This is a genomic window from Acetomicrobium sp., assembly GCF_059026225.1.
In genome coordinates, this window is the sequence record NZ_JBWQOQ010000002.1 from 239,208 (window position 1) to 262,288 (window position 23,081).

General features: G+C 42.3%; 21 protein-coding genes. 6 read left to right on the forward strand and 15 right to left on the reverse strand.

Features of this window, described 5'->3' with window-relative positions; translation table 11 throughout:
• Positions 1 to 21: 21 nt before the first annotated feature.
• On the reverse strand, positions 22 to 1,935 hold the full coding sequence (gyrB, locus tag AC5SXE_RS02260) for a DNA topoisomerase (ATP-hydrolyzing) subunit B (protein ID WP_493916475.1): 1,914 nt from the start codon (positions 1,933 to 1,935) through the stop codon (positions 22 to 24).
• Between the two features lie 985 nt (positions 1,936 to 2,920).
• Between gyrB and murB the strand changes: the two genes are divergently transcribed.
• Positions 2,921 to 3,883 carry a UDP-N-acetylmuramate dehydrogenase gene (murB, locus tag AC5SXE_RS02265; RefSeq protein ID WP_310848422.1) on the forward strand — a complete coding sequence of 321 codons (963 nt, stop codon included), beginning with the start codon at positions 2,921 to 2,923 and terminating at the stop codon, positions 3,881 to 3,883.
• Positions 3,884 to 3,977: 94 nt separating this feature from the next.
• Positions 3,978 to 4,430, forward strand: a complete 453-nt coding sequence (locus tag AC5SXE_RS02270; protein ID WP_310848420.1) for a GNAT family N-acetyltransferase — start codon at positions 3,978 to 3,980, stop codon at positions 4,428 to 4,430.
• 127 nt (positions 4,431 to 4,557) lie between these two features.
• Here the strand turns inward: AC5SXE_RS02270 and AC5SXE_RS02275 are convergent, their stop codons facing one another.
• From AC5SXE_RS02275 to AC5SXE_RS02295, 5 genes are all read right to left on the reverse strand, one after another.
• Positions 4,558 to 5,688, reverse strand: coding sequence for a M20 family metallopeptidase (locus AC5SXE_RS02275; RefSeq protein WP_310848418.1), 1,131 nt, complete (start codon positions 5,686 to 5,688; stop codon positions 4,558 to 4,560).
• Between the two features lie 226 nt (positions 5,689 to 5,914).
• Positions 5,915 to 6,928 (reverse strand): poly-gamma-glutamate system protein, encoded by a 1,014-nt coding sequence (pgsW, locus tag AC5SXE_RS02280; protein ID WP_310848415.1) that lies wholly within the window; start codon positions 6,926 to 6,928, stop codon positions 5,915 to 5,917.
• A gap of 49 nt (positions 6,929 to 6,977) precedes the next feature.
• Complete coding sequence (locus AC5SXE_RS02285) at positions 6,978 to 7,391, reverse strand: poly-gamma-glutamate biosynthesis protein PgsC/CapC (protein WP_493916637.1); 414 nt, start codon at positions 7,389 to 7,391, stop codon at positions 6,978 to 6,980.
• Positions 7,376 to 8,353 (reverse strand): Mur ligase family protein, encoded by a 978-nt coding sequence (locus AC5SXE_RS02290; RefSeq protein ID WP_310848413.1) that lies wholly within the window; start codon positions 8,351 to 8,353, stop codon positions 7,376 to 7,378. Before AC5SXE_RS02290 ends, AC5SXE_RS02285 begins: the two co-directional genes overlap by 16 nt.
• Positions 8,354 to 8,483: 130 nt before the next feature.
• A complete protein-coding gene (locus tag AC5SXE_RS02295; RefSeq protein ID WP_310848411.1) occupies positions 8,484 to 9,392 on the reverse strand; it encodes a DMT family transporter in 909 nt (302 codons plus the stop codon).
• A gap of 259 nt (positions 9,393 to 9,651) precedes the next feature.
• Between AC5SXE_RS02295 and AC5SXE_RS02300 the strand changes: the two genes are divergently transcribed.
• Both AC5SXE_RS02300 and AC5SXE_RS02305 read left to right on the forward strand, forming a co-directional pair.
• Positions 9,652 to 10,029 carry an encapsulin-associated ferritin-like protein gene (locus AC5SXE_RS02300; RefSeq protein WP_303883192.1) on the forward strand — a complete coding sequence of 126 codons (378 nt, stop codon included), beginning with the start codon at positions 9,652 to 9,654 and terminating at the stop codon, positions 10,027 to 10,029.
• Between the two features lie 13 nt (positions 10,030 to 10,042).
• Positions 10,043 to 10,849, forward strand: a complete 807-nt coding sequence (locus AC5SXE_RS02305) for a family 1 encapsulin nanocompartment shell protein (protein ID WP_310848408.1) — start codon at positions 10,043 to 10,045, stop codon at positions 10,847 to 10,849.
• Positions 10,850 to 11,062: 213 nt separating this feature from the next.
• On the opposite strand, the gene AC5SXE_RS02310 is transcribed toward AC5SXE_RS02305, so the two are convergent.
• Positions 11,063 to 11,836: an ADP-ribosylglycohydrolase family protein gene (locus AC5SXE_RS02310; protein ID WP_310848406.1), complete on the reverse strand. Its 774-nt coding sequence runs from the start codon at positions 11,834 to 11,836 to the stop codon at positions 11,063 to 11,065.
• 224 nt (positions 11,837 to 12,060) lie between these two features.
• On the opposite strand from AC5SXE_RS02310, the gene AC5SXE_RS02315 reads away from it, so the two are divergent.
• The gene (locus AC5SXE_RS02315) at positions 12,061 to 12,699 is read left to right on the forward strand and encodes a M48 family metallopeptidase (protein ID WP_310848404.1); all 639 of its coding nucleotides are present in this window, start codon (positions 12,061 to 12,063) and stop codon (positions 12,697 to 12,699) included.
• Positions 12,700 to 12,795: 96 nt separating this feature from the next.
• Here AC5SXE_RS02315 and AC5SXE_RS02320 read toward each other — a convergent pair whose 3' ends face one another.
• The gene (locus AC5SXE_RS02320; RefSeq protein WP_310849287.1) at positions 12,796 to 14,265 is read right to left on the reverse strand and encodes a leucyl aminopeptidase; all 1,470 of its coding nucleotides are present in this window, start codon (positions 14,263 to 14,265) and stop codon (positions 12,796 to 12,798) included.
• Positions 14,266 to 14,647: 382 nt separating this feature from the next.
• Between AC5SXE_RS02320 and AC5SXE_RS02325 the strand changes: the two genes are divergently transcribed.
• The gene (locus tag AC5SXE_RS02325; RefSeq protein ID WP_493916476.1) at positions 14,648 to 15,346 is read left to right on the forward strand and encodes a lytic transglycosylase domain-containing protein; all 699 of its coding nucleotides are present in this window, start codon (positions 14,648 to 14,650) and stop codon (positions 15,344 to 15,346) included.
• A gap of 163 nt (positions 15,347 to 15,509) precedes the next feature.
• Here AC5SXE_RS02325 and AC5SXE_RS02330 read toward each other — a convergent pair whose 3' ends face one another.
• The 7 genes from AC5SXE_RS02330 to dnaA all read right to left on the reverse strand — a co-directional run bounded on the left by AC5SXE_RS02330 (position 15,510) and on the right by dnaA (position 22,918).
• Positions 15,510 to 15,902, reverse strand: coding sequence for a class II SORL domain-containing protein (locus tag AC5SXE_RS02330; protein WP_310848400.1), 393 nt, complete (start codon positions 15,900 to 15,902; stop codon positions 15,510 to 15,512).
• Between the two features lie 54 nt (positions 15,903 to 15,956).
• Positions 15,957 to 16,739: a cell division protein FtsL gene (locus AC5SXE_RS02335; protein ID WP_310848398.1), complete on the reverse strand. Its 783-nt coding sequence runs from the start codon at positions 16,737 to 16,739 to the stop codon at positions 15,957 to 15,959.
• Between the two features lie 29 nt (positions 16,740 to 16,768).
• Positions 16,769 to 17,278, reverse strand: a complete 510-nt coding sequence (locus AC5SXE_RS02340; protein ID WP_310848396.1) for a DciA family protein — start codon at positions 17,276 to 17,278, stop codon at positions 16,769 to 16,771.
• Positions 17,275 to 19,161, reverse strand: coding sequence for a tRNA uridine-5-carboxymethylaminomethyl(34) synthesis enzyme MnmG (mnmG, locus tag AC5SXE_RS02345; RefSeq protein WP_310848394.1), 1,887 nt, complete (start codon positions 19,159 to 19,161; stop codon positions 17,275 to 17,277). Before mnmG ends, AC5SXE_RS02340 begins: the two co-directional genes overlap by 4 nt.
• A 1-nt stretch (position 19,162) precedes the next feature.
• Positions 19,163 to 20,218, reverse strand: coding sequence for a DNA replication/repair protein RecF (gene recF / locus AC5SXE_RS02350; RefSeq protein WP_323721426.1), 1,056 nt, complete (start codon positions 20,216 to 20,218; stop codon positions 19,163 to 19,165).
• The gene (gene dnaN / locus AC5SXE_RS02355; RefSeq protein WP_310848387.1) at positions 20,208 to 21,362 is read right to left on the reverse strand and encodes a DNA polymerase III subunit beta; all 1,155 of its coding nucleotides are present in this window, start codon (positions 21,360 to 21,362) and stop codon (positions 20,208 to 20,210) included. Before dnaN ends, recF begins: the two co-directional genes overlap by 11 nt.
• Before the next feature lie 218 nt (positions 21,363 to 21,580).
• On the reverse strand, positions 21,581 to 22,918 hold the full coding sequence (dnaA, locus tag AC5SXE_RS02360; protein WP_310848386.1) for a chromosomal replication initiator protein DnaA: 1,338 nt from the start codon (positions 22,916 to 22,918) through the stop codon (positions 21,581 to 21,583).
• Between the last annotated feature and the right edge of the window lie 163 nt (positions 22,919 to 23,081).

Here is a 23,081-nt window from a genome sequence, read left to right on the forward strand (position 1 = left end):
CGCGAAACAATTATAACAAAATCACACGTCCAGATTTCTAACTTCTTTAGCGTGTGCTTCTATGAACTCCCTCCTCGGTTCGACCTTATCTCCCATCAATATGGTAAAATATTCATCAGCTGCCAAAGCGTCCTCAATATCCACTCTTTTTAATACCCTTTCTTCGGGATTCATCGTCGTCTTCCACAGCTGCTCTGGGTTCATCTCGCCAAGTCCTTTATAACGCTGTACATATACCTTTTTATTTGACAGTTGCTCCATTGCATTGCGCAAATCTTTATCAGAATAACAATAATATTCACTCCTGCCGGCTTGCACTCTATAAAGTGGTGGCTGAGCAATGTAGAGATGCCCCTTCTCTATTATCTCGGGCATGAATCGGTAAAAGAATGCGAGAAGAAGCGTCCTAATGTGCGCGCCGTCCACATCAGCATCGGTCATAATTATTACCCTATGGTAGCGCAGCTTGTTAATATTAAAATCTTCTCCTATTCCGCAACCCAAGGCTTGAATGATCGTTCTTATCTCGGCATTGGAGAGCACTTTATCGAGGCGCGCCTTCTCAACGTTTAATATCTTGCCGCGCAAGGGCAATATCGCCTGAAAAGTCCTGTCTCGACCCTGCTTTGCACTCCCTCCGGCAGAGTCGCCCTCAACGATGTATAACTCGGACTCCTTAGGGTTTTTACTTGAACAATCGGCCAACTTGCCCGGCAAATCAAGTCCGCTAAAAGCTGATTTGCGCCTTACCAGCTCCCTGGCCTTTTTGGCAGCATCCCTAGCTTGTCTTGCCTTGATGGCCTTTTCCACAATTGGCCTTAGGTAGTCCGGCTTTTCCTCGAGAAAGGCCATTAATCCTTCGTACACAATCGAGTCCACTATACCCCTAACGTCGCTGTTACCAAGTCTAGTTTTGGTCTGTCCCTCAAATTGAGGTTCCTTGAGCTTTACTGAAATTATGGCAGTCAGGCCTTCCTTTAAGTCGTCACCAGATAGGTTTGGATCTTTATCTCTTAAAAGCTTTTGCCTCCTTGCCATTTCGTTTACTGCTCGCGTTAAAGCCGCCCTAAAACCTATCACGTGAGTGCCGCCTTCCATGGTATGAATGAGGTTTGCAAAGGCGAAAAGACGTTCCTGATATGAGTCGTTGTATTGTAGAGCAACTTCCACTAAAACATCGTCTTTTTCGCCAGATATGTGAATTGGCTCCTTAAATAGCGGTGTTTTATCCCTATTTAGATACTCTACGAAGGAAACTATCCCACCATCGTACTTAAAAGAAGACGATTTGTTGTTTTTTATATCTATTAGTTCAATATGTAAACCTGGCACCAAAAAAGCAATTTCTCTCAACCTGGCACTTAATATATCAAAGGAAAAATCCCTTTCTTCAAAAATTGCGTCATCGGGCATAAAGTGCACTTTCGTCCCTGTACGATTAGCTTCTCCGATCGCCTTTAATTCGCACTGAGGGACGCCCCTGGAGTAACGCTGATGCCATTCCAGACCATCACGCCACACAGTAAGTTCAAGCCATGATGATAAAGCATTAACTACCGATACGCCAACGCCATGAAGCCCGCCGGAGACTTGATAGGCTTTATTATCAAACTTACCTCCAGCGTGAAGCGTAGTTAATACCACCTCGGCGGCTGATTTATTGACCTTAGGATGCACATCCACAGGTATACCCCTGCCGTTATCCTCCACAGAGACACTACCGTCAGGATGAAGAGTCACAATCACGTGATCGCAATAGCCGGCCATGGCTTCGTCTATTGCGTTATCCACCACTTCGTAGACCAAATGATGCAAACCTCGTATGCCAGTATCCCCAATATACATACTCGGCCTGCGACGAGCAGCATCAAGGCCTTCCAGAATCTGTATATCGCTTGCTGTATACTCATTAGCCTCAGCAAATGTCCCCTTCATTAACACACCACTTCCTCTTTTTACGGCCTAATTCCTTCCTTTTAGAAGTTAATGCGCTTTGATAAAATGCGCACAATTCTTCAAATTTTCTCGCTACGGTTCTTACGCTTTTATCAACGTAACAAACATCACCACCGCGCGTAAAAACCAACGTTTTACCTTCGACCCCTATTAAGGCCACAATATTATCCAGTGAGACAAAATCCTTACATTTGGACAAATGACTCAAGATGGGGCCTCCCTTACACCTTTGCGCTCTACTGCGCCGTATATATTATAACAAAAAAAGGCTAAAAAGGGGGGTTGCTCTTCATTATACAAAAATGCAGAGCAAGTCTCTGTAAATAAACGGGCTATCTGACAACCAGGTTGAATAAGATCATGCCTTAGAAGAGGGATAACGCAGTGTTGTTTAAAAAACTTTTCTTGCGTCAGACTCGCAAAAGCTTAAAAGATAAGACAAGGCTGACAATGAATTTATTCAAGGTGCCCTTTTGTAGAACCCCATGATAGCACTATTGCATGGATCTAAAGATTAAGAAAGGAAATTAGTTTCAAGAAATGCAACTCGCAGAGACAAATGGAATATCTTTAAAAGCTTGACCATATATTATTTTCATTAGTATATACTGCTCCATAAAATCACTGTTGAAGTTTTATTTATGATATATGTTTAATTTTTTTAGCTAATATTTGTCGTTCAGATTTATTATGCAGACAATAAAATAATTGCAAAATATAATAATTGCATTGATGATACTATTGCAAGGAAACTGTAAAACAAAAACATGATAAAACAAAAGAAGATTAATGGCAATATCCTTAAGACGGGCTTACATCAGCGATCTTAGAGCGGTTAAATTTTTGTACTCTTTTGGAGGAATTACCCACTACAAATATCCTAAAAGTTTGATATCCTATTAAAAGCTACAATATAAAAATATTTCGGGATTTTTGTGATTTGACAAGATTTGAGGGGTTGAAGTTGAAATTGAAACTGAAGAAATTAGCAGACAAGCTCCGCGCGATAGGCGTAAACAACGTGAAGGTAAAGGAACCTTTATCAATGCACTCGAGCTGGAAAATAGGGGGCCCTTCAGACATATTTGTAGAGGTAGAAGACGTATCTCCTTTGCAAAGGCTAGTAGCCTTTGCAAAGGAGTATGACATTCCCTTGATTGTTATAGGCAAAGGCAGTAACATCCTTTTTTCCGATGAAGGTCTTCGCGGTATCGTCGCAAAATTTGGCAAAGCCTTTGCAAACGTCAAAATTGATGGGGCAAACATAATCGCTGATGCAGGCGTATGGGTTCCTCTTCTCGTCAAGCTTGCCGCCTCAAGGGGTATAGCCGGAATTGAACACGCCGCAGGAATTCCAGGAACATTAGGTGGACTCATTTACATGAACGGTGGCAGCTTGCAACAGTCGATTGGCGATACAATAAAACGCATATGGGCTTTAGACGAAAATGGAAAAGTCGTAGAAATGACCAGAAAGGAATGTGAATTTTCCTATAGGAGTTCCGTATTTCAACGCAAAAACCTTATAATATTAAGAGCTCACTTAGAAGGAAGTTTGGATGAACCAAACAACATACGAAGGCGCGCCATCGATATATTAGCCGAACGAAAGCACAAGTTCCCACTAAAACAGCCTAACTGCGGTTCTGTATTTACAAATAATCCGGAAATATACAAAGCAGCTGGGCCACCAGGAAAGATAATCGAAGAAGCTGGGCTAAAAGGCCTTCGCATTGGTGGTTTAATGGTCAGTCCTATTCATGCCAACTTTATAGTCAACGTGGGAGGTGGAACATCAAAGGATGCTTTCGAATTGGTAGCGAAAATTCGAGATATAGTCTACAAACGGATAGGATATTGGCTAGAATGTGAGGTCAGATACGTGACCCCTGAAGGAGACATTGCTCCGCTGCATAAATTTATTTAATTGGACAAATTACAAGTGCAAAGGGGATGGTTGCTCATGGGGTTTTGAACCCTGCGATACGTCAGATTCGATAAAGGTACAAAGTGTGAACCCGATGGACTTTGAAGTTGAGATCACTCGGCTTTACGAACGCGCATACCGAGGCTTGGAGGAATATGCTGATACTGACCCCGAAGATATAAAAAGATACCTTAAATGGCTATACAGACGGGCTGAAGGAGGATTTTTAGCCGCCTTTGAGGGTTCGCACATTGTCGGTTTCGTGTCGACAGACCATAAATGGGCATCTCCGGAGGGACATATAGTGGGGGAGATCCATGAGATAGTAGTTGACCCCGACTACCAGGGCCACGGGGTTGGAAAGTTACTTTTGATGGAAGCTATTAATTTACTCACCCAAAAAGGAGTAAAGATCATAGAGCTATGGGCGGGCGAAAAAAATTTCCACGCTCAAGATTTTTACAAAAGTCAAGGCTTCCTGGAGATGGAACGAAGGGGAAGATGGATCAGGTTTATAAAGGACCTCGAAGAGCAAGAGCGAGCATGAGTCTTATTTGAGATATCGAAAAATACCTATTTTACTCATTCATGTTGCTACAAACAACAAGGGCAGTCTTTTGCTGAAATCTAATCCTAGACACAGCAAAAACTGCCCTTAAATAATTTGTAAAGCACTAACGAGCTTCCAGATAGTCTAACTCATGCTCCGAAAAGGTCAACAAGTTCGTCAAAAACGCCGTTAGGATTTGACTTGCCAAATCCATCTCCTTGAGGGAAACGTGCTCAAAAGGCGTATGCGCTACCGAAAGCTTGCCTGGACCAAAAACTACGGCAGGAATCCCTGCAGTAACGTATGGCTCAGCATCGCTCCAGCTTTTAAACGCTCCGAACTGCAGGTTTAACCCCAGGTCATTTGAGGCAACTCCCATGAGTTTATCGGCAATCGGAACATCTTCTCCTAAATTAAAGGGAGGAGAGATGTCGTCCATTTCGTATTCGATACCCTCCCTATCGAAAAGATACCTTAACTGTCTTTCGGCTTCTTTGTGATCTACATCGGGCAATAGTCTGACGTCTATGTACATTTCGCACCTGCTCGGTATGATTAGCTCATTGGGCGAACCACCGCTTAGAGACTGGACATTAAAACCGGCTTCGCCAATATAGGGGTGCTCGCCTTCAAGGAAGGGCAATTTTTTTAACTTTGACAGAAAACCAACCGCCTTCGATATTGCGTTTTGACCGGCTTCAAAATCGCTCCCATGAGCGGTCTGACCAAAAAAATTGAGCCTCGCTCCAATCGCTCCTGCTTCCATGGTGCATATATCAAGCTCCGTTGGCTCAAAAACGACAACTTCCTCGGGGCACAATTTAACCGCTTCATAGGCACCGCTGCCACCCTGTTCCTCATCTACGGTAAAAACGATGCTTGCAGGAAAATCATGATTATTTCCCACTTCTTCTACATAATCCTCCAAAGCAATTATCAAAGACGCAATAGAACCCTTTACATCTGCTGCGCCCCTGCCATAGACCAAGTCTCCTTCAAGGCGCGCGGAGCACCTTACGCCCTCCATCACCCCTGGAACTGTATCCACGTGCAGGTCCAGCAAGGTTTTTGAACCAGGGTTAAGCACTAAATTCCCAGTTTTTCCTAAGATAGGCTGTATCTTGGTGGGCACTTTAAGAAACCGAAGCCTATTTTCGAGGTATTCAAGGATAGGACCTTCGTTTCCACTCGGGCTCGGAATTTCTATTAACCTCAACAATTCATTTGCCAGCCGATCAAAGCGATCGTCTTTCAATTAAAACACCCCCCTTGAAGCTCCCGCTTCCGAATCACCTCCGCAACACTTTCTACTAAAAAGAGCAACTTAGAGGTCAATGCCATGATACCATTAATTATTAAAAAATAATATCTGTTTTTACAAGATAATTATCATTCTTTACATTTGAACTGCTCTTTAATGTGCCTGGATTCCAGGGTAGCCTACTTCTCAATATGGGCTAGAAGTAAATTAATCGGCGAAATTACACTATGGTCCAGCGCTTATACTTCAATAAAAAAACGGTAAAACTTATCATCCCTAAAACAGCCCTTTCTAGCTTTAAAGGCATTGGCCCGCGCTTGACGATATCAACTTTTTCAGGAACACCTGTTATCCTACATAATTTTTTTACGTTAAGCACGTGTATAACGGGAATCCCGTTTTTAAGTGTCAAAGCTATTATCCCGTTGCCCGCATTTTCTTTATATTTCGGATCTAGAAATCCTGGAGGTAATGATAAAACTTTTTCATCAGTTCCCATGTTAGAATGGGAACCTCCGATTTGAACTACCAAAGAAGGATTAAATTTTTGTAAGTAACTCATCTTGGTATTGATAACCTCTTGTAACGATTTAGCTTGTATCACAGGAACGCCTTCTAATTGTGCCGATCGCAATAATATTTTTATTCCCTCTTGCGGTATGCCTCCTCCTATTTCATAATCTCCGCCTAGGGTATAAAAGACTGCTTTAGTAGAAATGAACCCGGCCTTTCTAAGTTCCATAAGAATGCGCGGAAGAGGGAAATTCGGATCGTTAGCGCCATAGGAGGATGCCCCCAACGAGGCTTGAAGAAATATGTCTAAGCCCTTTTCTTCTGCCGCAATGATCGAAGAGACTAAAAAGCCAGGAAATGAACCAGAGCTTAGGATTGCAATTCGATCGTCCTTATTTAAACCTGCCTCATTAAACCAACGTGAAAATATGACTGCCCAAATTGGATTGCACGATATCTGCTTCGAATGAAGGGATCCAACCGTAGTGGTTATTGGACTCCACTCAATCCCAATTAAACCACACCGCGATGGATCCAATTCCTCAGAAGGGGCGCTCCCTTCCGTTTGTGTTTTGAGATTGTAGAGATAGGTTTGAGCCTCCCTGACTCTATCCCAAATTCTTTCCTCTTCAGCGGCAAGATTTCCTAGAGGCCATACCCACATCAACAAAGAAATAATGCCGGCAAGAAGGAGGAGCTCTAAGTTGCACTTCTTTGACAAGGCCGTATTATTTCCCCAAAATATCGAAAATAAGCCGCGAAAGAAAGCACTAAAATATCTCATAAAACAAGGACCCTACTAAAACTGATAATCCCGAAACGATGAGCAATGCTAGCACTGTCGGCACAACTCCTTGACGTTGCATGTCAGCAGCTATAAGTCCAGGAACTACCCATCCAATCCATGGTAAATAGGGGCTCGAAACAAGCCGCAATGAGACTGCAAGCAACAAAGCAACAGAAATTCTTTGTCTTCCATACAAACCAAAGATCCTCACGAGAGCTTCCAATATGAATAATATGATGAGCGCGTTTAATATCGTTGTAGCGAATAATTGAGGTGAAAATGACCTAATGGCCAATAAACCAGGCGATATGATGCCTCCCGTAGCAACCCCTGTCCTTTGATAAAAAATCATGCCTAAAATTATGCTCAGTGCGATAATGATTAAATCTTGTCGCAGTTATGATCCACCTCTTCATATGCAATTAATTCTTGCAAGGGCAACCCGGCTATATTGCCACAACCAAATACTAAACCACGTTTATTTACAAAAGAAACGATGTCATTTATATCTTTAAAGCAGACCCATCGGGTATTTTTAATCAATCGCAACGGATGGGCTCCGCAAATATAAACGCCTCTCCACTGTTTATTCTTGAGCCATGGTTCAAAAGCTTTAAGCCTCCCGGGCCTATCTCGCCGATTGTTAAAAAGGACGGATGTGTTATTCTCATCCCATTTGAGCGATGAAAAAAGGCTGACAGTGCTTTCTAAATCGTTAACTGAAAAGCCAAATGCCAAAACGCCGTTATTCATCTTAAGAATCCTAAATCTACCAGGGTCATCTTCCAAATAATGATCAAGCATATCTTCGCTAACATTTAAGCCAAATAGATTAAGAGACCGCATAGCAAGGGCGATGTTGGCATCTTCAAAATTCAAAACTTTTTCTTTCGTGAAATAAACCTCGTTGTGGTTCTTCTTTAAAAGCTCAAGCAGTGCCCCATCCTCTTCCAACCCGGGTCCCAAGACAACTGGAACTCCCTTTGGGACTCCAGCAAACAAGGCAATCCTTGCTTCTTCTTTTGTAGGACCCCAAGCCTCGAAATGGTCCTCCCTCAGGTTTGTCCAAACCACTAGGTTTGGTTTTAGCCATCTGGCTGCTAAAGGTTGAACTTCTACTGCCACTGCGCTATTTTCGGCAACTATTGCCTCGGCTTCCTGAGGTATTTGCGAAAGCCACCATTGGAGTTCTTTTATATGACCTTCTCTTGATCTTATAATCCTTCGAAGGCCTCGCGGAGATAACTCAGTGGGAATAACTCCTGTTATGCGTGAAAAACAGGATATATCTCGCGCCCTGAATCCAGCCGTTATTAACCTGACTAAACTACTTTTACCTCTTGTACCCGTAACGAGCACTCTATATTTTGTAATATCTATTACACACTCCCGAAACTATTGTAAACTGCACGATAGTGGCCAAACTAGCTCTCTATCGAAAAGCAAATGTGAAAATTAAGCATACTCCACAACCGCAAAGAAGTCTATACTAACATTCTAAATTACTAGACCTTTGAAGTAGCCACACTCCCATTATAGCAATAGCTCCACCGGCAATAGACAAAAGAGAAGGTATTTCTTCAAGCCATATCCAGGCTATGAAAATAGCTAGAGCTGGTTTTAAAAACAGACTTCCTGCAACGAGTGATGCGGGGTTCCTTGATGTCGCGTAGGCCCAGCTGGCATAAGCGATGCACGTCGGAAAGATCGCGAGATAGGCTACGGTAAACGTTGCAGATAGAGGCGCCATCGCAACTGCATTTAAAAGACCCTTTCCAAAGAATAACATCAATACTGTGCTACTGATTATGACGTAAGTGGTTAACCTAAAAGCGCCGTATTTGGGCAAAAGCTTTTTCTGAAATACAAAATAAAAGGACTCCATGAAAGCCGCACACAATACCCATAAAGCCCCAAAAGATAGCCCAAATTCTCCTTCTCCCAGAGCAATTGCAGCGGCACCAAGAAAGCTTGTGGCAATGCTGATCCAGCCAAGAAAGGTCATTTTTTCTTTTAATACGGCAGCCGCTATGATGGCAGTAAAGACAGGAGCCGTGGCCATTAGTAGGCTTGCAGCCCCGGCGGAAACGGTTTGTTCACCAATGCAAAGCGGTATATGACAAAGAAGCATGCCCGTTGCACCCAGAAACAATATGAAGGGAATATCCCTGAAATCCGGTAATCCAAATTTAAAGAGCACAAAGGGAAGTAACATGAGTGACGATATAATAAAACGAAGCACCACTAAATGAAGAGGCGAATAATGAAAAAGTGCCGCTTTTATGGCAGCAAAAGCAGTTGACCATGCTAGAAGCGTGACGATCAAGGCTATCATACTAAGCCAGTCAATCGAACTTTTTAAACCACTTTCTGCAAATTGAGACTTTCCGAAGTTCATAACATTGCTCTCCTTGCTGTTTGCAAGATAACTTAAGTAGGATCAATTAAAATATACCATAAATTTTCGTGGTTTTACGTTATCAGCGACTGCCTGGATCATTTCAGGATAAGGAGGAATTTAGTGCGTATTTCACTTTTGCGTGGTAACGACTTTCTCTTTTTTCGATGTCCTTTGAAGGCTCATGACTTTGCTCCAATCGCGAATGATAAGGTATAATGAATTTTGAAAATCATATTAAATTAAGGAGGGATTGCCGGTGGCTGAGTATCACGAGCCCGTTGAAGAGCTCACCGCAAAGGATAGGGACTTTCATCGAGCTCTTGCAAGCCTTAAGGAAGAGATAGAAGCGGTCATGTGGTATCACGACAGGGCGGCAACAACACAAGACCCCACGATAAAATCCGTCATAGAACACAATCGAGATGAGGAAATTGAGCACGCCGCTATGCTGCTTGAATGGCTGAGGCGTAACATGCCTGGATGGGATGATGCCCTAGGCACTTACCTTTTCACCGAAGAGCCCATAACAGAAATAGAGGAAGCGGCGACTTCGGGGACATCGGGTGAATCATCTTCAAAAACCAGTGCACCTACCTCTAGCTTAAACATTGGCTCTCTTAAAAATAAAAAGTAAGGGAGGGGTGGAGATGGATTTCCTTAAAAAGGAATTAGCACCACTGCATAGTTTCGCTTGGGAAGAAATTGACGAAAGGGCAAAAGAGGTGTTAATTGCCAACCTTTCAGCGAGAAAGTTTGCCGATGTATTAGGTCCATTTGGTTGGGATTACGCAGCGTATCCTACGGGAAGGCTTAAGAAGGGTGATGCTTCAAAAGAGGTCTGCTATGCAACGCGGCTGAGTTTGCCCTTAGTTGAGCTATACGTACCATTCGAACTTTCCATATGCGAACTTGATGCCATATCTAGAGGCTTAAAATCTCCAGATTTGACAAACCTGGAAGAAGCAGCGAGAAAGTTGGCCTCTTTTGAAGATAAATCAGTCTTTTATGGATTGGAAGACGCTTCCGTAGAAGGTCTCTTTAGCGCGTCTCAAGAATTTACCATAGAGCTGCCCCTCCAAGATCCTTCGGATTTACTAGCCAGCCTAACCCAAGTAAAACTTCACTTTACACAGCATGGCATTGAAGGCCCCTACGCCCTTGTAGCAGGTCTTGCCCTTTGGAGCAGAATTTACTCTATCGGAGAGGGGTATCCACTGTACAAAAAAATTGGCGATGTGCTCGAAGATGGCAAAATAGTTTTTTCTCCCAACGTAAATGATGGCATAGTAGTTTCCTTGCGCGGCGGTGACTTCGAACTTATCCTGGGCCAGGATATATCCATTGGCTATAAAGAGCACAAAGATCGGGTAGTTTTGCTTTACTTTACCGAAAGTTTCACTTTTAACGTAGTTACCCCCGAGGCAGCTGTGCCACTGAAGCTCGTCGACCAATAAGTTAAAAGACGAACCGAGGAAACACATCGGTTCGTCTTTTTTTATTTTCATAAAGTCGATCCACAAGTTATTTTAAAGGATCAATGAGTCGGAAAGTTCCGCCGAACATGCACCAAGACCGCGCTTTTTACAACATTGCTTGCTACTAGCATAGGTGCACTAACTATTTTTTAGTTTATGCTTCTTCACAGCCTCTTTCATGGTCTTTTCGGATCAAAACACATCATAACGTTCGACAAAGACGTCAATCACGTCCAAAAATGCTTGAGGTAAAAGAGAACGCGCCTTTTTCGTCATTTCCTCAGGAATGCCGCCATAATGAGCATGCGCTACGGCTCCTGCAATGGCCGCCTGGGTATCGGCATCACCTCCTAAAGAGATCGCTTTCTTCAGTGCGTCTTCGAAATTTTCGGACTCCAAAAAGGCTATGAGCGCTTCAGGGACCGAGCCGGGACAGGTAGGATCGAATTTATAAGAAGGACGAATAAGATCTAACTTCCTTGACAAATCGTATCCGAAGCGCCTTTCAATTTCGCACTTTATATGCTCCTTAGAAGAACCCTTTTTCGCGAAAAAAACAGCCAATGCAACGGCTTGAGCGCCTTTTACGCCTTCTATGTGAGCATGTGTTGACTGCGCGCTCTTTTCAGCCTCTTCTATTACATTTTTTACATCTTCACAGGCCCACCCTATTGGGCTCACCCGCATCGCCGAACCGTTGCCAAGGCTATTTATAATTCGTCGTCCCTCATATTTAACCCATAGCTTAAATATACGACCATATCCGGCATCAGGATATTGACGGGCATATTTGAGGTAGTAATCGCTATAAGATCCTTCATTTAAAATGCAATCTGCAACCGCCACCGTGAGCACCGTATCATCCGTATATGTACAACCTGGCGGGAAAAGGTCTATATCCTCTTTTTTAATTGGCCTGTGCTCGTACACAGATCCTGCTATATCTCCTACGATGGCCCCTAACATAAAATAAAATCCTCCCCTCTTTTCTTATAGATATGCTTTAACCCAAAACCTTGTCTAGAAACGAACTGCGCTAACAGTATGGGCAACGAACTCATTTTTTCGTTTTTACGTAAATCATGCATTCTCAAACTTAATATAAAGCATTACAATTATTATGAAAATTTTGAAGAATATTCTTCTCGTTGTACGACAATTGGTTTGCCCCGCTCTAGAATTAAGGGGGGATGAAAGTGAAAAAAGCTATATGGCGCTCTCTTATTGGAGCGGTGTTACTTATACTATTTGCATCATGTGTCTCCATGGCCTCGCTTGAACCAGAGTCTGTAAAGAAGGTATGGCAGAGGTTGGCCGAGACAGCCGGCCTAGATCCCTCTGCACCTATTGCTGTAGTTGATCAAAAGGAACCAAATGCATGGGTTACCTTTTCTTTAAATAAATATTCGATAACCGTCACAAAAGGAATGCTCGAATTACTTGACAGCGAAGATGAGCTTGCAGGTGTACTGGCTCATGAAATTGGACATATAAAGCTTAACCATTACGGCAGAACCGTTACCCGAAGCATCCTGTGGGGCCTCCTATTTCGTGCAGCAGGAAGTTCATCCAAAATTGACCCCCTGGATCTGGGTTACGCCTTGGCGGAATCCGGTTTTAGCAGAGAGCAAGAAGTAGAAGCCGATGACTACGGCATAGAGCTGGCCGCTAAAGCCGGATATGATCCGTGGGGATTAGTGCATGCACTGGAAAAGATGGCTGAGGCAGGATATAAAACCAGCCCCAGCGGGTTTAACTCGCACCCTCCAACAGAAAGAAGACTTCAGCACGTAAGAGCTAGAGCCGCAGAAGTGTCGAAACGTTATTAAAAAAACATGGCCTTAAACCTGCTGCTTTAAATGTGAGCCTTTTCGAGTTTGGCTAAACCAAAGGATTTAAAATTTAAAATGACACGGATAAGACAATTACGGTCCTTGTAACTTGGAAAGCCATTCTAATATTGTTCTTACGCCGAACCCAGAAGCACCCTTTGGATAGTAGCCGAAGGGATCCTTATAATAATTTACCCCTGCTATATCTAAATGTGCCCAAGATATGCCTTCTCTCACGAATTCTCGCAAAAACATAGCTGCAGTGATCGCGCCCCCATATCTTCCTGCGGAGTTGAGCACATCGGCAAATGGTGAATCAAGGCGTTTTCTCAGGCGCACATCGTCCAGGGGAAGTTGCCATAGCCGTTCTCCTGTGAAGGAGGATATCTCAAGCAAGGTATTACAAAAAGCCTGGTCATTTGAAAATAAACCAGCAGTATAAGGACCAAGCGCTACAGCGCAGGCACCCGTTAGAGTAGCTACGTCAAGGATGCAAGAGGGACTTAACCCAGAAGCAAAGCTCAAAATATCGGCCATTGTAACGCGCCCTTCGGCATCGGTGTTATCGATCTCTATGGTCTTTCCGTTGTATGCCCTAATTATGTCATCAGGTTTATAAGACGAGCCGCTCGGCATGTTTTCTACAGCTCCAATTAATGCATGTACTTCAATTTGAAGATTTAATTTGGGCAGTGTCCTCATGACTCCTAAAAGGGTGCAAGCTCCGGCTTTGTCGCCTTTCATCGTCCTCATATTTTCTGAAGCCTTGATATTTAAACCCCCACTATCGAAGGTAAGCCCTTTGCCTACGAGAGCCACCTTGACCCTGGAATCGGCGGCTTGTTTATATGTCAGATGAATTAATCTCGGCGGATTTACCGAACCCTTACCCACAGCGAGCAGGGCATTCATGCCCATCTCTTCAAGCTCTTTCTCATCGTATATTTTGCAATCCAATTTCATGTCATTTGCCAATTCGGACGCGATATTAGCCAAGGAAAGGGGATTGATCACGTTGGGCGGTTCATTTGCTAGGCCTCTGGCATAATTTTGCCCACATGCCAAATGCACACCTCTTTCGATGAATTCGTAATCACCGCCAATAATGTAAACATCTTTTATTCCACTTTCGCCTTTTTCTTTCTTAGTCTTATATAGGTCAAATTGGTAGGACCCAAGCAAACACCCTTCCGCAATAGCTTGCGAAAGGGGAGCGCTGATCTTTGGAAAAAACAAATACAGCTCTTCTGCGCAAGATTTTTGTGCCTCTTTGGTGTAAATTGCAGCAGCCACCCTAAAATCATCCAGCTTTACCTCGGATTCCAAGCCAAGTCCCACTAAAAAGACCCTTGGAATGCGACTTCCCGGAAGTGTAACCTTGAACGCTTTTTCTTTTTTTCCATTAAAATTTTCGATGTCAGCCTGTAATTTAATCGGACCTTTTAAATCACCTAAGGCATCTAACGCCTCGTCCATTTTGCCCTCAAATACAAGGACTCCCAAGGATTGAGCCCTCAATTCACTCAAGTTTGCATCGGATTTTAAAACTTTCAACAAAAACACCTCCAAAAATATATCGGCGGTCCAAGGGTCACGCTAATTATGGATAGCCAATTGCCAAAGCCATCTCCCCAAAGGGGACAATTTAAATTATATAGCTTTAACTTCGCGTCTTACAAATCGAGGAAAGCTAATTAGGCTTTAGCGTAGTTAGCATTTAGAAATCACTTTTGGACATTCCTTGGAATAAAAGCGCTGCCATGGGTTTTCAAATTGCAAAAAAATATGTATAATTAAATTTACAACTTAAATTATATCACCAAATGTATACAATAGATCGCCGTAAATGGCGATCTATTACGTTCTTAGTATCTAGAACTAAGTAAAATAACCTAGTCAGGTAATGGTACAGGAGGTATAAACCCTTTGTAAAAAGGAGGTTGCGATGTTGGAGAAACCATTTTGTACAAGATCGCGCAATATAGTAAAAATTTCAACGGCACTTTTATTTTTCACCTTGCTATTGTCTATCACAACCCCTGGAGATGGTGAAATAAATGACAATACTTCTGCGAAAGACATTACCTTTCATGAAGAGATAATTAGAACCCTGGCCGAAACTGGCAATTCCCCCGAAGATGTGCTTCGCTGGCAAAAAGAACACCCCAACTCATCGCTTCGATTTTTAAGCGAGATGCTTTCAGAAGAACAGGAAGCGGTAGCATTGCTGGTCAAATATATTAAAATGACAAACCCAGAGCTTTCCTCCAAAACAATATGGAGAGAAGCTTGCGCTTTCGTTCATTATGCAAAAAAATACGGCGCTCCGGGAGATCTTCTAGTTGCAGTCGCCAATACAGAAAGTCATTTTGATCCTAAAGCAATGAGCGAAAAGGGAGCGGTGGGCGTAATGCAGGTAGTATGGAATACACATGCTGGATTGCTATCGGCGAACGGGATAACATCCAAAAATCTATTACATGATCCCGAGCTTGGAATAGCCGCTGGCGCGTTGTTATTATCCCGCTACATTAGGGCATACGGATCGGAGCATAAGGCCTTAGATCGATACTATGGTACCACATCGTCTCGATATAGGAATTTAGTAAATAAGAACTTAAGGGCACTTAAGAACTCATTGTAGATAAGCTTTCTGCAAAAAGCAAAAACTAGTTACCACGCCAACTAAATTAACTTGTAGCATACACGTGCTTTCATTCCGAGCATTTCAAAAAATCATCCCTAAGTTAGATCTAACTTAGGGATGATTTAACTAAATATTTTAATCAACTAGGGTGAAGAAAAAATTATTTCACTTTCACTTCCTTGGAGCTTTCCCAAAGCCCATGAATATTACAATATGACATTGCTAAAAGCGTACCCGATTTAGTTAGCTTAACCTTTGTGATTACGTAAGGTTCGCTATATGCCGGACCTGTATTAGGACCATTTACGTGCTCTCCATGAGCGTTAAATTCATAGGATCCTATCTCAAAGGGAAATTTTTCGCCTTCTCCTTTGAAGAACAGCTTAATCCATCTAATATGATGCTCTGTAGTGTTGGGATGAGGAATCTCTTTTCCCACACTTACTGTAACGGTAAAAACTTCCCCAGAAGTTACATCCTCGGGAGCCTCGATGACAGGAACGTGCTTTTCGCCTTTCCAATCACCTGATTGCATTAAGGATTCAAACCTCATATCCAAACCTCCTCCCTTTAAATGGATTTGAAATCATTTTTATTTTAACACATTTCAAAATTTTGGCCATATCTCGTCCTCCGATGGACCGCTTCTGACATAAAATATCCTTCCCCTCGCCCTATCCCAGGCAAAAACCCCAGCACCGCCCCTAGGCCTTCCATGGGAATCAAGAAATGTCATATTATACATTAAAGCAGTATCAACGGAAATACACCCGTAAATTTTTCTTGCAAAGGGAAGTCTTCCAATGACCTGAGGATTAGGCCAACCTCCAATTGGAGGCAAAGGCGCCCTCGCTTTAAGTTTCTCTAATATATCAAGTACTTCTATTGGGGCGATCCGTATCCCATAAAACCTTGCACCACGAGATTCATACAGCCTTAAAAACAAATCCCTCGCAAGCCACGGCGCTCCTTCTTCGTCCATTGATAGCAAAGATTGCATTGCCACATAGATGCCGTCCAGGGCAGCCAAAGGTTTTGGCATAAGTTGTGGTATCCATAAACCTTCCACGGCATCCCACTGGGAAGGATCTCCCTCAGGGAAAATATCGTCAACAAGTTTTAGGGCAATTGAAGCCTTTTCTTCATCGCTTAAATCTTCGCTAAAAAGGGACTTCCACATCTCGTACTGGGGGATGCCCTCAGGAGCTTGTTTTAATAGGCGCTCATGAAGCTTTAATCCCTCGCTTTCTCCCGCTTCTTTAATCTCGTAAAGTAGAAAGAGATCATCAAACTCGCTTGCTTGTGAGAATTGAATTAAAAGAAGAGATAAAAAAGAGATCGTGACCACGAAAATCATTTTTCTCGTAATAAAAAAGAAATCTCTTTTCAAGGTATCATCTCCTCAATATATCTTAAAAACTAACCTTTTAAATTAAATCTTTTATTGTATACCACATACAACCTGCGCAAACTATTCGCCACGTCATCTGGCAAACCATAATCGTTAAACATATCTTTTACTTTCTCGACTTCTTCTAAGATATCGCCTTCTGTAAAAGGTTTTAACTGTAAATTATTATCCCTTTTGGGTGTTTTAGCTTTGTCTTTAAAATTACCGATACAAACACATAGAGAATCTATTTGAACCCCCAGGGAAAGCGCCTTGGAAATTATACGCCCCGACATCATGTTTATCTCTTGAGCTACGGACGGTGAATCAGCTATTATATTTAGCTTCCCTCTTTGCAAGCTAATAGGTTTAGATCTTTTTGACACCTTTCCAGTTATTTCAAACCATGCATTATGAATCTTGTAAAAATCGAGATAATTTTTCATGTGAGTTGACGATAACCTTTCAAAAACCTTAGAAAGGTGTTCTGGATTTCCCTTTATTTCTCTTCTACTGCTCTTATTGCTTTTATTGCTCATGATGCTATATTTCTCTCCCTCGTCTCAAGGTACATCCATAAAACCTGTAAATCCGATGGTGTTACGCCCGATATACGGCTTGCTTGCCCTAAGGTATTGGGCATAATTTTTTTTAGCTTTTCGCGGCCCTCCGAAGAAAGACCAACCACCTCGTCATAATTTAGTTCGCGAGGTATGCGCAGTTGCTCTATCCTCTTCATCTTAGAGGCTAAAGCATTTTGCTTTTGAATATATCCCGAATATTTGACCTCCACCTCTATCCTCGACTTTATTTCCTTATCTAGACCTTCAGACAAAGGTGCAAGTTTAGACAAAATCTCGTAATCAACACCTGGTCTTTTCAGTAAGTCGTAGGCGCTTATGGGTTCTACAATAGAAGCCTGACCTAAGGGAAGGAGTAAATCGTTCACATGTTGTGAAGGATAAATCTTTATCTTTCTTAAACGATCGATTTCCTCCTCCATTATCCTCCATTTTTTTATTAAGACATTCCAAGAATCGTCATCGATGAGTCCTAGTCTCCTGCCTATCGGGGCAAGTCTTTTGTCGGCGTTGTCGTGGCGCATTAACAACCTGTATTCACACCTACTAGTGAGCATCCTGTAAGGCTCCTCAGTACCTTTGGTCACTAAATCATCAATTAAGACACCTATATAAGCTTCATGCCTGGCAAGCACGAGAGGTTCCTCACCCCTTAACTTTAAAACAGCGTTGATGCCCGCCATCAACCCTTGAGCCGCTGCCTCCTCATAACCGGAAGTGCCATTTATTTGGCCTGCGAAAAAAAGTCCTTCAACCAACTTGGTCTCAAGCCAGGGATAAAGTTGTGTTGGCAGGAAATAATCGTATTCGATGGCATATCCGGGTTTAAGGATATGCGCCCTTTCACATCCCGGAACGCTTCTTACCATCTTCACCTGAACATCGTAGGGCAAGCTAGTTGAGAAGTTCTGCATATATATCTCTTTGGAGTGACGCGCAGTTGGTTCCAAAAATATAAGATGAGATTCTTTGTCGGGAAACCTAATGACCTTATCCTCTATAGATGGACAATACCGAGGTCCCGGACTTTCTATATCACCTTTAAAGAGAGGTGATCTATAAAGGGACGATCTTATTATTTCATGGGTCATTTGTGTTGACCTCGTCAAATAACAGGAATAGCCGCCATATATGCGAGGCTTCCCCCAATGACTAAAGCATAAGGGCTCATCGGATGATTGTTGACTTTTTAATGAACTAAAATCTATGGTATCTGCGTGAAGCCTGGGTGACGTATCAGTTCTTAATCTGCCCACTTTAAATCCAATTTGCCTCAGTGAATGAGGCAGTTGAAGCGACGGCATTTGTCCCAGAGGTCCAGAAGGAAAACTAACCGGGCCTATAAACACCTTGCCATTGGTATAAGGTCCCGTCGTAATAATGACACAGGAAGCATTATAAGTTTCGCCCAACCAAGTTCTAACACCCTTTACTTTTCCATCTTTTACCAATAAATCCGTAACCATGGCCTGATGGACGTAAAGATTACCGGTAGACTCCAAAACTCGTATCATGTGCTTGTGATAATCCAATAGATCACATTGAGCCCTTAACGCCCTCACGGCAGACCCCTTTGAAGTGTTTAACCAACGCATATGAATGGCAGAGCTGTCGGCGGCCTTAGCCTGTTCTCCGCCCAAGGCGTCAATTTCCCGCGTAATATGGCCCTTTGCGGGACCCCCTATAGAGGGATTACAGGGCATCAACGCGGTATTATCAAGGTATAAGTTGAGGAGCAGTGTACGTGCGCCCATCCTAGCTGAAGCAAGTGCAGCTTCGCACCCGGCGTGCCCTGCACCTACAACTATCACATCATACGTATTTTCGTCCTTCAATGCCATTTCAGGTAGATATACCTCCTTGATAAATGCGCAATACCTTTCCCGGAAAATTACTCACCCTATCATCTGCTGTAGCTGCAATAACCTGCCAGCCACCCTTCAAGAGCGCTTTAATTAAATCCAACTTAGCCTCTTGATCAAGTTCAGAAGCAACCTCGTCTAGTAATATTATAGGTCTTCTTTTCATCTTGCATTCCACAACCTTCGCCGCGGCAAGCATAAGCGCAACAGAGAGCTTTCTTCTTTGCCCTCTGCTCAATGCTTGAGTGGCTGACCTGCCTGCAACAGTTATAATTAAGTCATCCCTATGCGGCCCCACCAAAGAAACACGCTTATTTAGCTCTTCTTTTTTAAGTGCAAAAAGTGATTTGTAAAATCCTTCTAGGGGGTCATCAAAAAAACCTTCGCTACCTTCTTTTATATCTATATCAAAATCAAACTCCAACAAGTCATTCGATACTTCTTTTAGGCCTATTTTGAGAAGATCTGTAATTGTTCTCCTGTAAGACCACAACCACGCCGCAAGTGGAGCCATGGCTTTTATTATAAGACCGTCAGGTTGACCCCTCCTTAAACAGTAATTTCTATGCCGCAAAAGTTTTTTATAATCGTATAATTTTCTAGCATACAAAGGCACCAACACAGCGCATAATTGATTTAAAAAGTTGCGTCGTACAGCGGGAGGACCCTCCACTAAACGTACATCATCACTCCAAAATGATAAGGAAGGAACGTATACGCGCAAGACCGATGCGTTTCCTTGTTTCCCTGATATTTTTATGGAACGCCTTTCATTAATTTTTATAAGTACAGAAATTTCTTCTTCGCCACTAAACCTTGAATATAACTTGGCTCCCCCATTAACATCCCAATTTATTAAGTCTTTGAGTTTTGTGCGTCGAGGTTGCCCCCATCCGCAGAGCATGGACAAAGCCTCTAAAGTATTTGTCTTCCCAGAGGCATTTGGGCCGATTATTACATTTAAACCCTCATGCCATGAAACACGTTCTGGTTTGAGGTTTTTATAATTTAGCCAATATGTTTGGCTAAACCTCATCTATTTCTTCTTTCTCCTTCAACATATCATCTGGTAAAATAACAGGCATTAAGATATAGAGAAAATTGTCGCTTCCAAGTTTTCTTAGCCTCATTTGTCCATGAGGGCCGTTAAAACTAAGTCGGACTGTGGTATCTTCTATTACCTTAACACCTTGTAGTAAATAAGATACGTTAAAACCAACCTTTAAAGGCTCTCCATCGATATCGGCATCAAGCTCCATAAAGGCCTCCCCTATATTTTGGGCATAAGCCGAAATGAACAGATTGCCGGCAGGATTCAAATCCAAAATCACAACTTTATTATAATCACGGACTACAACCTCTACCTTTTCAAGAGCGTCTATTAATTTTTGTCGATCTACCACCATCCAAGTGGTCTTATCCGATGAAATAATCCTCTCGTAGGGAGGAAAGACAGATTCAACCCGCCTAATCACAAGCTCTATATCATCTGTCTTAAAATAACACTGCGAATCATCATATAAGATCTCAACAACAGCGTCTCCGCTCAAAGTGGATAATATTCTTTCAAGCTCATTAATACCCCTTATCGGGATTAAAATAGTTTGCTCATCAACATTTGTTTCTATCAACTCTGCTTCAGATAGAGATAGTCTTTTGCCATCAGTTGCTATTAACCTAGCTGTATTTTCTTTAAATTCAAGTAAGGAGCTCGATAGATATTGTGGAAATTCTTCAGTACTTGAACCCGTAAAGGATCCCTCGGAAATTATTCTAAGCAGCTCCTTTGCATCGATGCGACAGGCAAGTGTTGCTGAAGTAGATACAGGTAGTTTCGGGAAGTCTTCTGTCGGATAAGTAGTAAAAGAGAATTTATCCCTTTCATGCTTGATTGTTATCCTTTCATTTGTGGCTTCGATTAGAAAATCTAAGGATAGCTTCTTTATTATTTCTCCTACTCCCTTAGTAGGAAATATAGATTCTCCTTCTTCTTCGATAACAGCATCATGGACAGTGCATTTTATGGACGTTTTAAGATCGGTTGCCATTAGCGTGATTTTATTATCGTAGGCTTTAACGTAGATACCGGATAATATTGACATTGTTTTTGGTCCTCTCGAGGTCCTTTCTACAATCTGCCAGTTTTTCATGAGTGTTGGGTCGCATACCTTTATCCTCATTTTTTGGCCCCCTATTATTACTATTGTTATTAATAATATAAAACTAGTAGGAATAGTAGTAGGCATAGTGTATATTGTGGATAAGTAGGAACTTAAACGGCGGATAGAAAGTTTTCCACTGTGGATAAGGGTGTGTATATGTTTTAATATATCCCCATCTGTCCACAATATGTGTAAGACACTATAAAAATAAAAAAATAAAGTGGATATTATTATACTTATTCACGAGATATCTTCAAGTTATCCACTAAGTTGTCCACAATTTTCCTCATCTTTAAATCATCTTTCATTATTTCCTCGATCTTTCTGCAGGCATGCAGCACCGTAGTATGATCTTTCTTATTAAATGCTACGCCTATTTGCTGGAGGCTTAAATCTGTTAACTCCCTGGATAAATACATGGCCACTTGTCTTGCAAAGGCAAGATCGGCGGTCCTTTTGGGGCTTTTAAGGTCTTCCACTTCGAATCCGAAATATGATGACACCACGTCTTGAATTACATCTATGGATATAGGGCCTTGCTCTTGCATCTTTATAATATCTTTGAGCCATTCCGCTGCATTCTCAATTGTTATTGGTTCCATATTTAATTGAGAGCAGGCTATAATGCGGTTTAACGCTCCTTCAAGCTCCCTAATGTTGCTTGGGATATTTTGAGCCAGAAAATAAACAACGTCTTCCGGTATGTTATATCCCCTAATCTCGGCTTTTTTTTGAAGTATAGCTATCCTGGTCTCCAAGTCAGGAGGTTGTATATCAGTTACCAACCCCCACTCAAACCTCGATACCAACCTTTGCTCGATGCTTTGAATTTCTTTAGGGGGCCTATCGGAGCTCAACACAATTTGCCGTTTTGCATTGTGTAAGCTGTTAAATGTGTGGAAGAATTCTTCTTGAGTACTTTCTTTGTTGGCTAAAAACTGAATATCGTCAATTAAAAGGATATCCACATTCCTGAATTTAGCCTTAAAATCTTGAGTTCTATTGTTTTGTATGGCTGATATGAGTTCGTTCGTGAATTTTTCTGAACTTGCATAAACGACGCGAGCTCCTGGAAGATGTTCTAGCACGTAATGTCCTATAGCATGCATTAGGTGAGTTTTACCCAATCCCACCCCTCCCCAGATAAATAGGGGATTGTAGGCGGCCCCTGGAGATTCTGCGACGGCAAGACTTGCAGCATGGGCAAGTCTGTTTGATTTTCCCACTACAAAGGTATCGAAGTAATAATTGGGATTTAGCCCATCAACAGAAGGAGGGCTATGTTTTAAGGCACTTTCTGCTCTCTTTTGTTCCCCGTCCCTCACTTCTGTTCCAACGACCAGCTCAACTTCTTCGGCTATATTCATACTCGTTATCAGCTCTTTTAAGCTATCCAAGAAGCGCGATTGAATCTGTTCTTTAACAAATACGTTTGGGACGTCTAAGGTTAAATTGCCATTTTCTAAGGAAATGGGTAGACATGTTTTAAGCCATATTTCGGTTGCCCCTTGAGGGAGTTTTTCAGGAGCCTTTGATAGCACTTCTTTCCACACCTCATTTAACCTGTCGTTCAAGGAAACCCCCCCCAAGTTGTCCACAAGCTATACCCAATATTACCACATAATTTCCACAAAAGTTATCCACTTGTCCACGGGTATTTAGTTTTTAATGTGGATATCTTTTCATCTGCCTTTTCGTCAACCATGGGCTTATTGAAATTAAAATCAATTTAGCGAA

Bases quoted from the DNA above. Each gene is read 5' to 3' on its own strand.
- gyrB (WP_493916475.1), bottom strand. From the start codon at position 1,935: ATGAAGGGGACATTTGCTGAGGCTAATGAGTATACAGCAAGCGATATA.
- AC5SXE_RS02270 (WP_310848420.1), top strand. From the start codon at position 3,978: ATGGACTTTGAAGTTGAGATCACTCGGCTTTACGAACGCGCATACCGA.
- AC5SXE_RS02295 (WP_310848411.1), bottom strand. From the start codon at position 9,392: ATGAACTTCGGAAAGTCTCAATTTGCAGAAAGTGGTTTAAAAAGTTCG.
- AC5SXE_RS02305 (WP_310848408.1), top strand. From the start codon at position 10,043: ATGGATTTCCTTAAAAAGGAATTAGCACCACTGCATAGTTTCGCTTGG.
- AC5SXE_RS02310 (WP_310848406.1), bottom strand. From the start codon at position 11,836: ATGTTAGGGGCCATCGTAGGAGATATAGCAGGATCTGTGTACGAGCAC.
- AC5SXE_RS02315 (WP_310848404.1), top strand. From the start codon at position 12,061: ATGAAAGTGAAAAAAGCTATATGGCGCTCTCTTATTGGAGCGGTGTTA.
- AC5SXE_RS02325 (WP_493916476.1), top strand. From the start codon at position 14,648: ATGTTGGAGAAACCATTTTGTACAAGATCGCGCAATATAGTAAAAATT.
- AC5SXE_RS02330 (WP_310848400.1), bottom strand. From the start codon at position 15,902: ATGAGGTTTGAATCCTTAATGCAATCAGGTGATTGGAAAGGCGAAAAG.
- AC5SXE_RS02340 (WP_310848396.1), bottom strand. From the start codon at position 17,278: ATGAGCAATAAAAGCAATAAGAGCAGTAGAAGAGAAATAAAGGGAAAT.
- mnmG (WP_310848394.1), bottom strand. From the start codon at position 19,161: ATGGCATTGAAGGACGAAAATACGTATGATGTGATAGTTGTAGGTGCA.
- recF (WP_323721426.1), bottom strand. From the start codon at position 20,218: ATGAGGTTTAGCCAAACATATTGGCTAAATTATAAAAACCTCAAACCA.
- dnaN (WP_310848387.1), bottom strand. From the start codon at position 21,362: ATGAGGATAAAGGTATGCGACCCAACACTCATGAAAAACTGGCAGATT.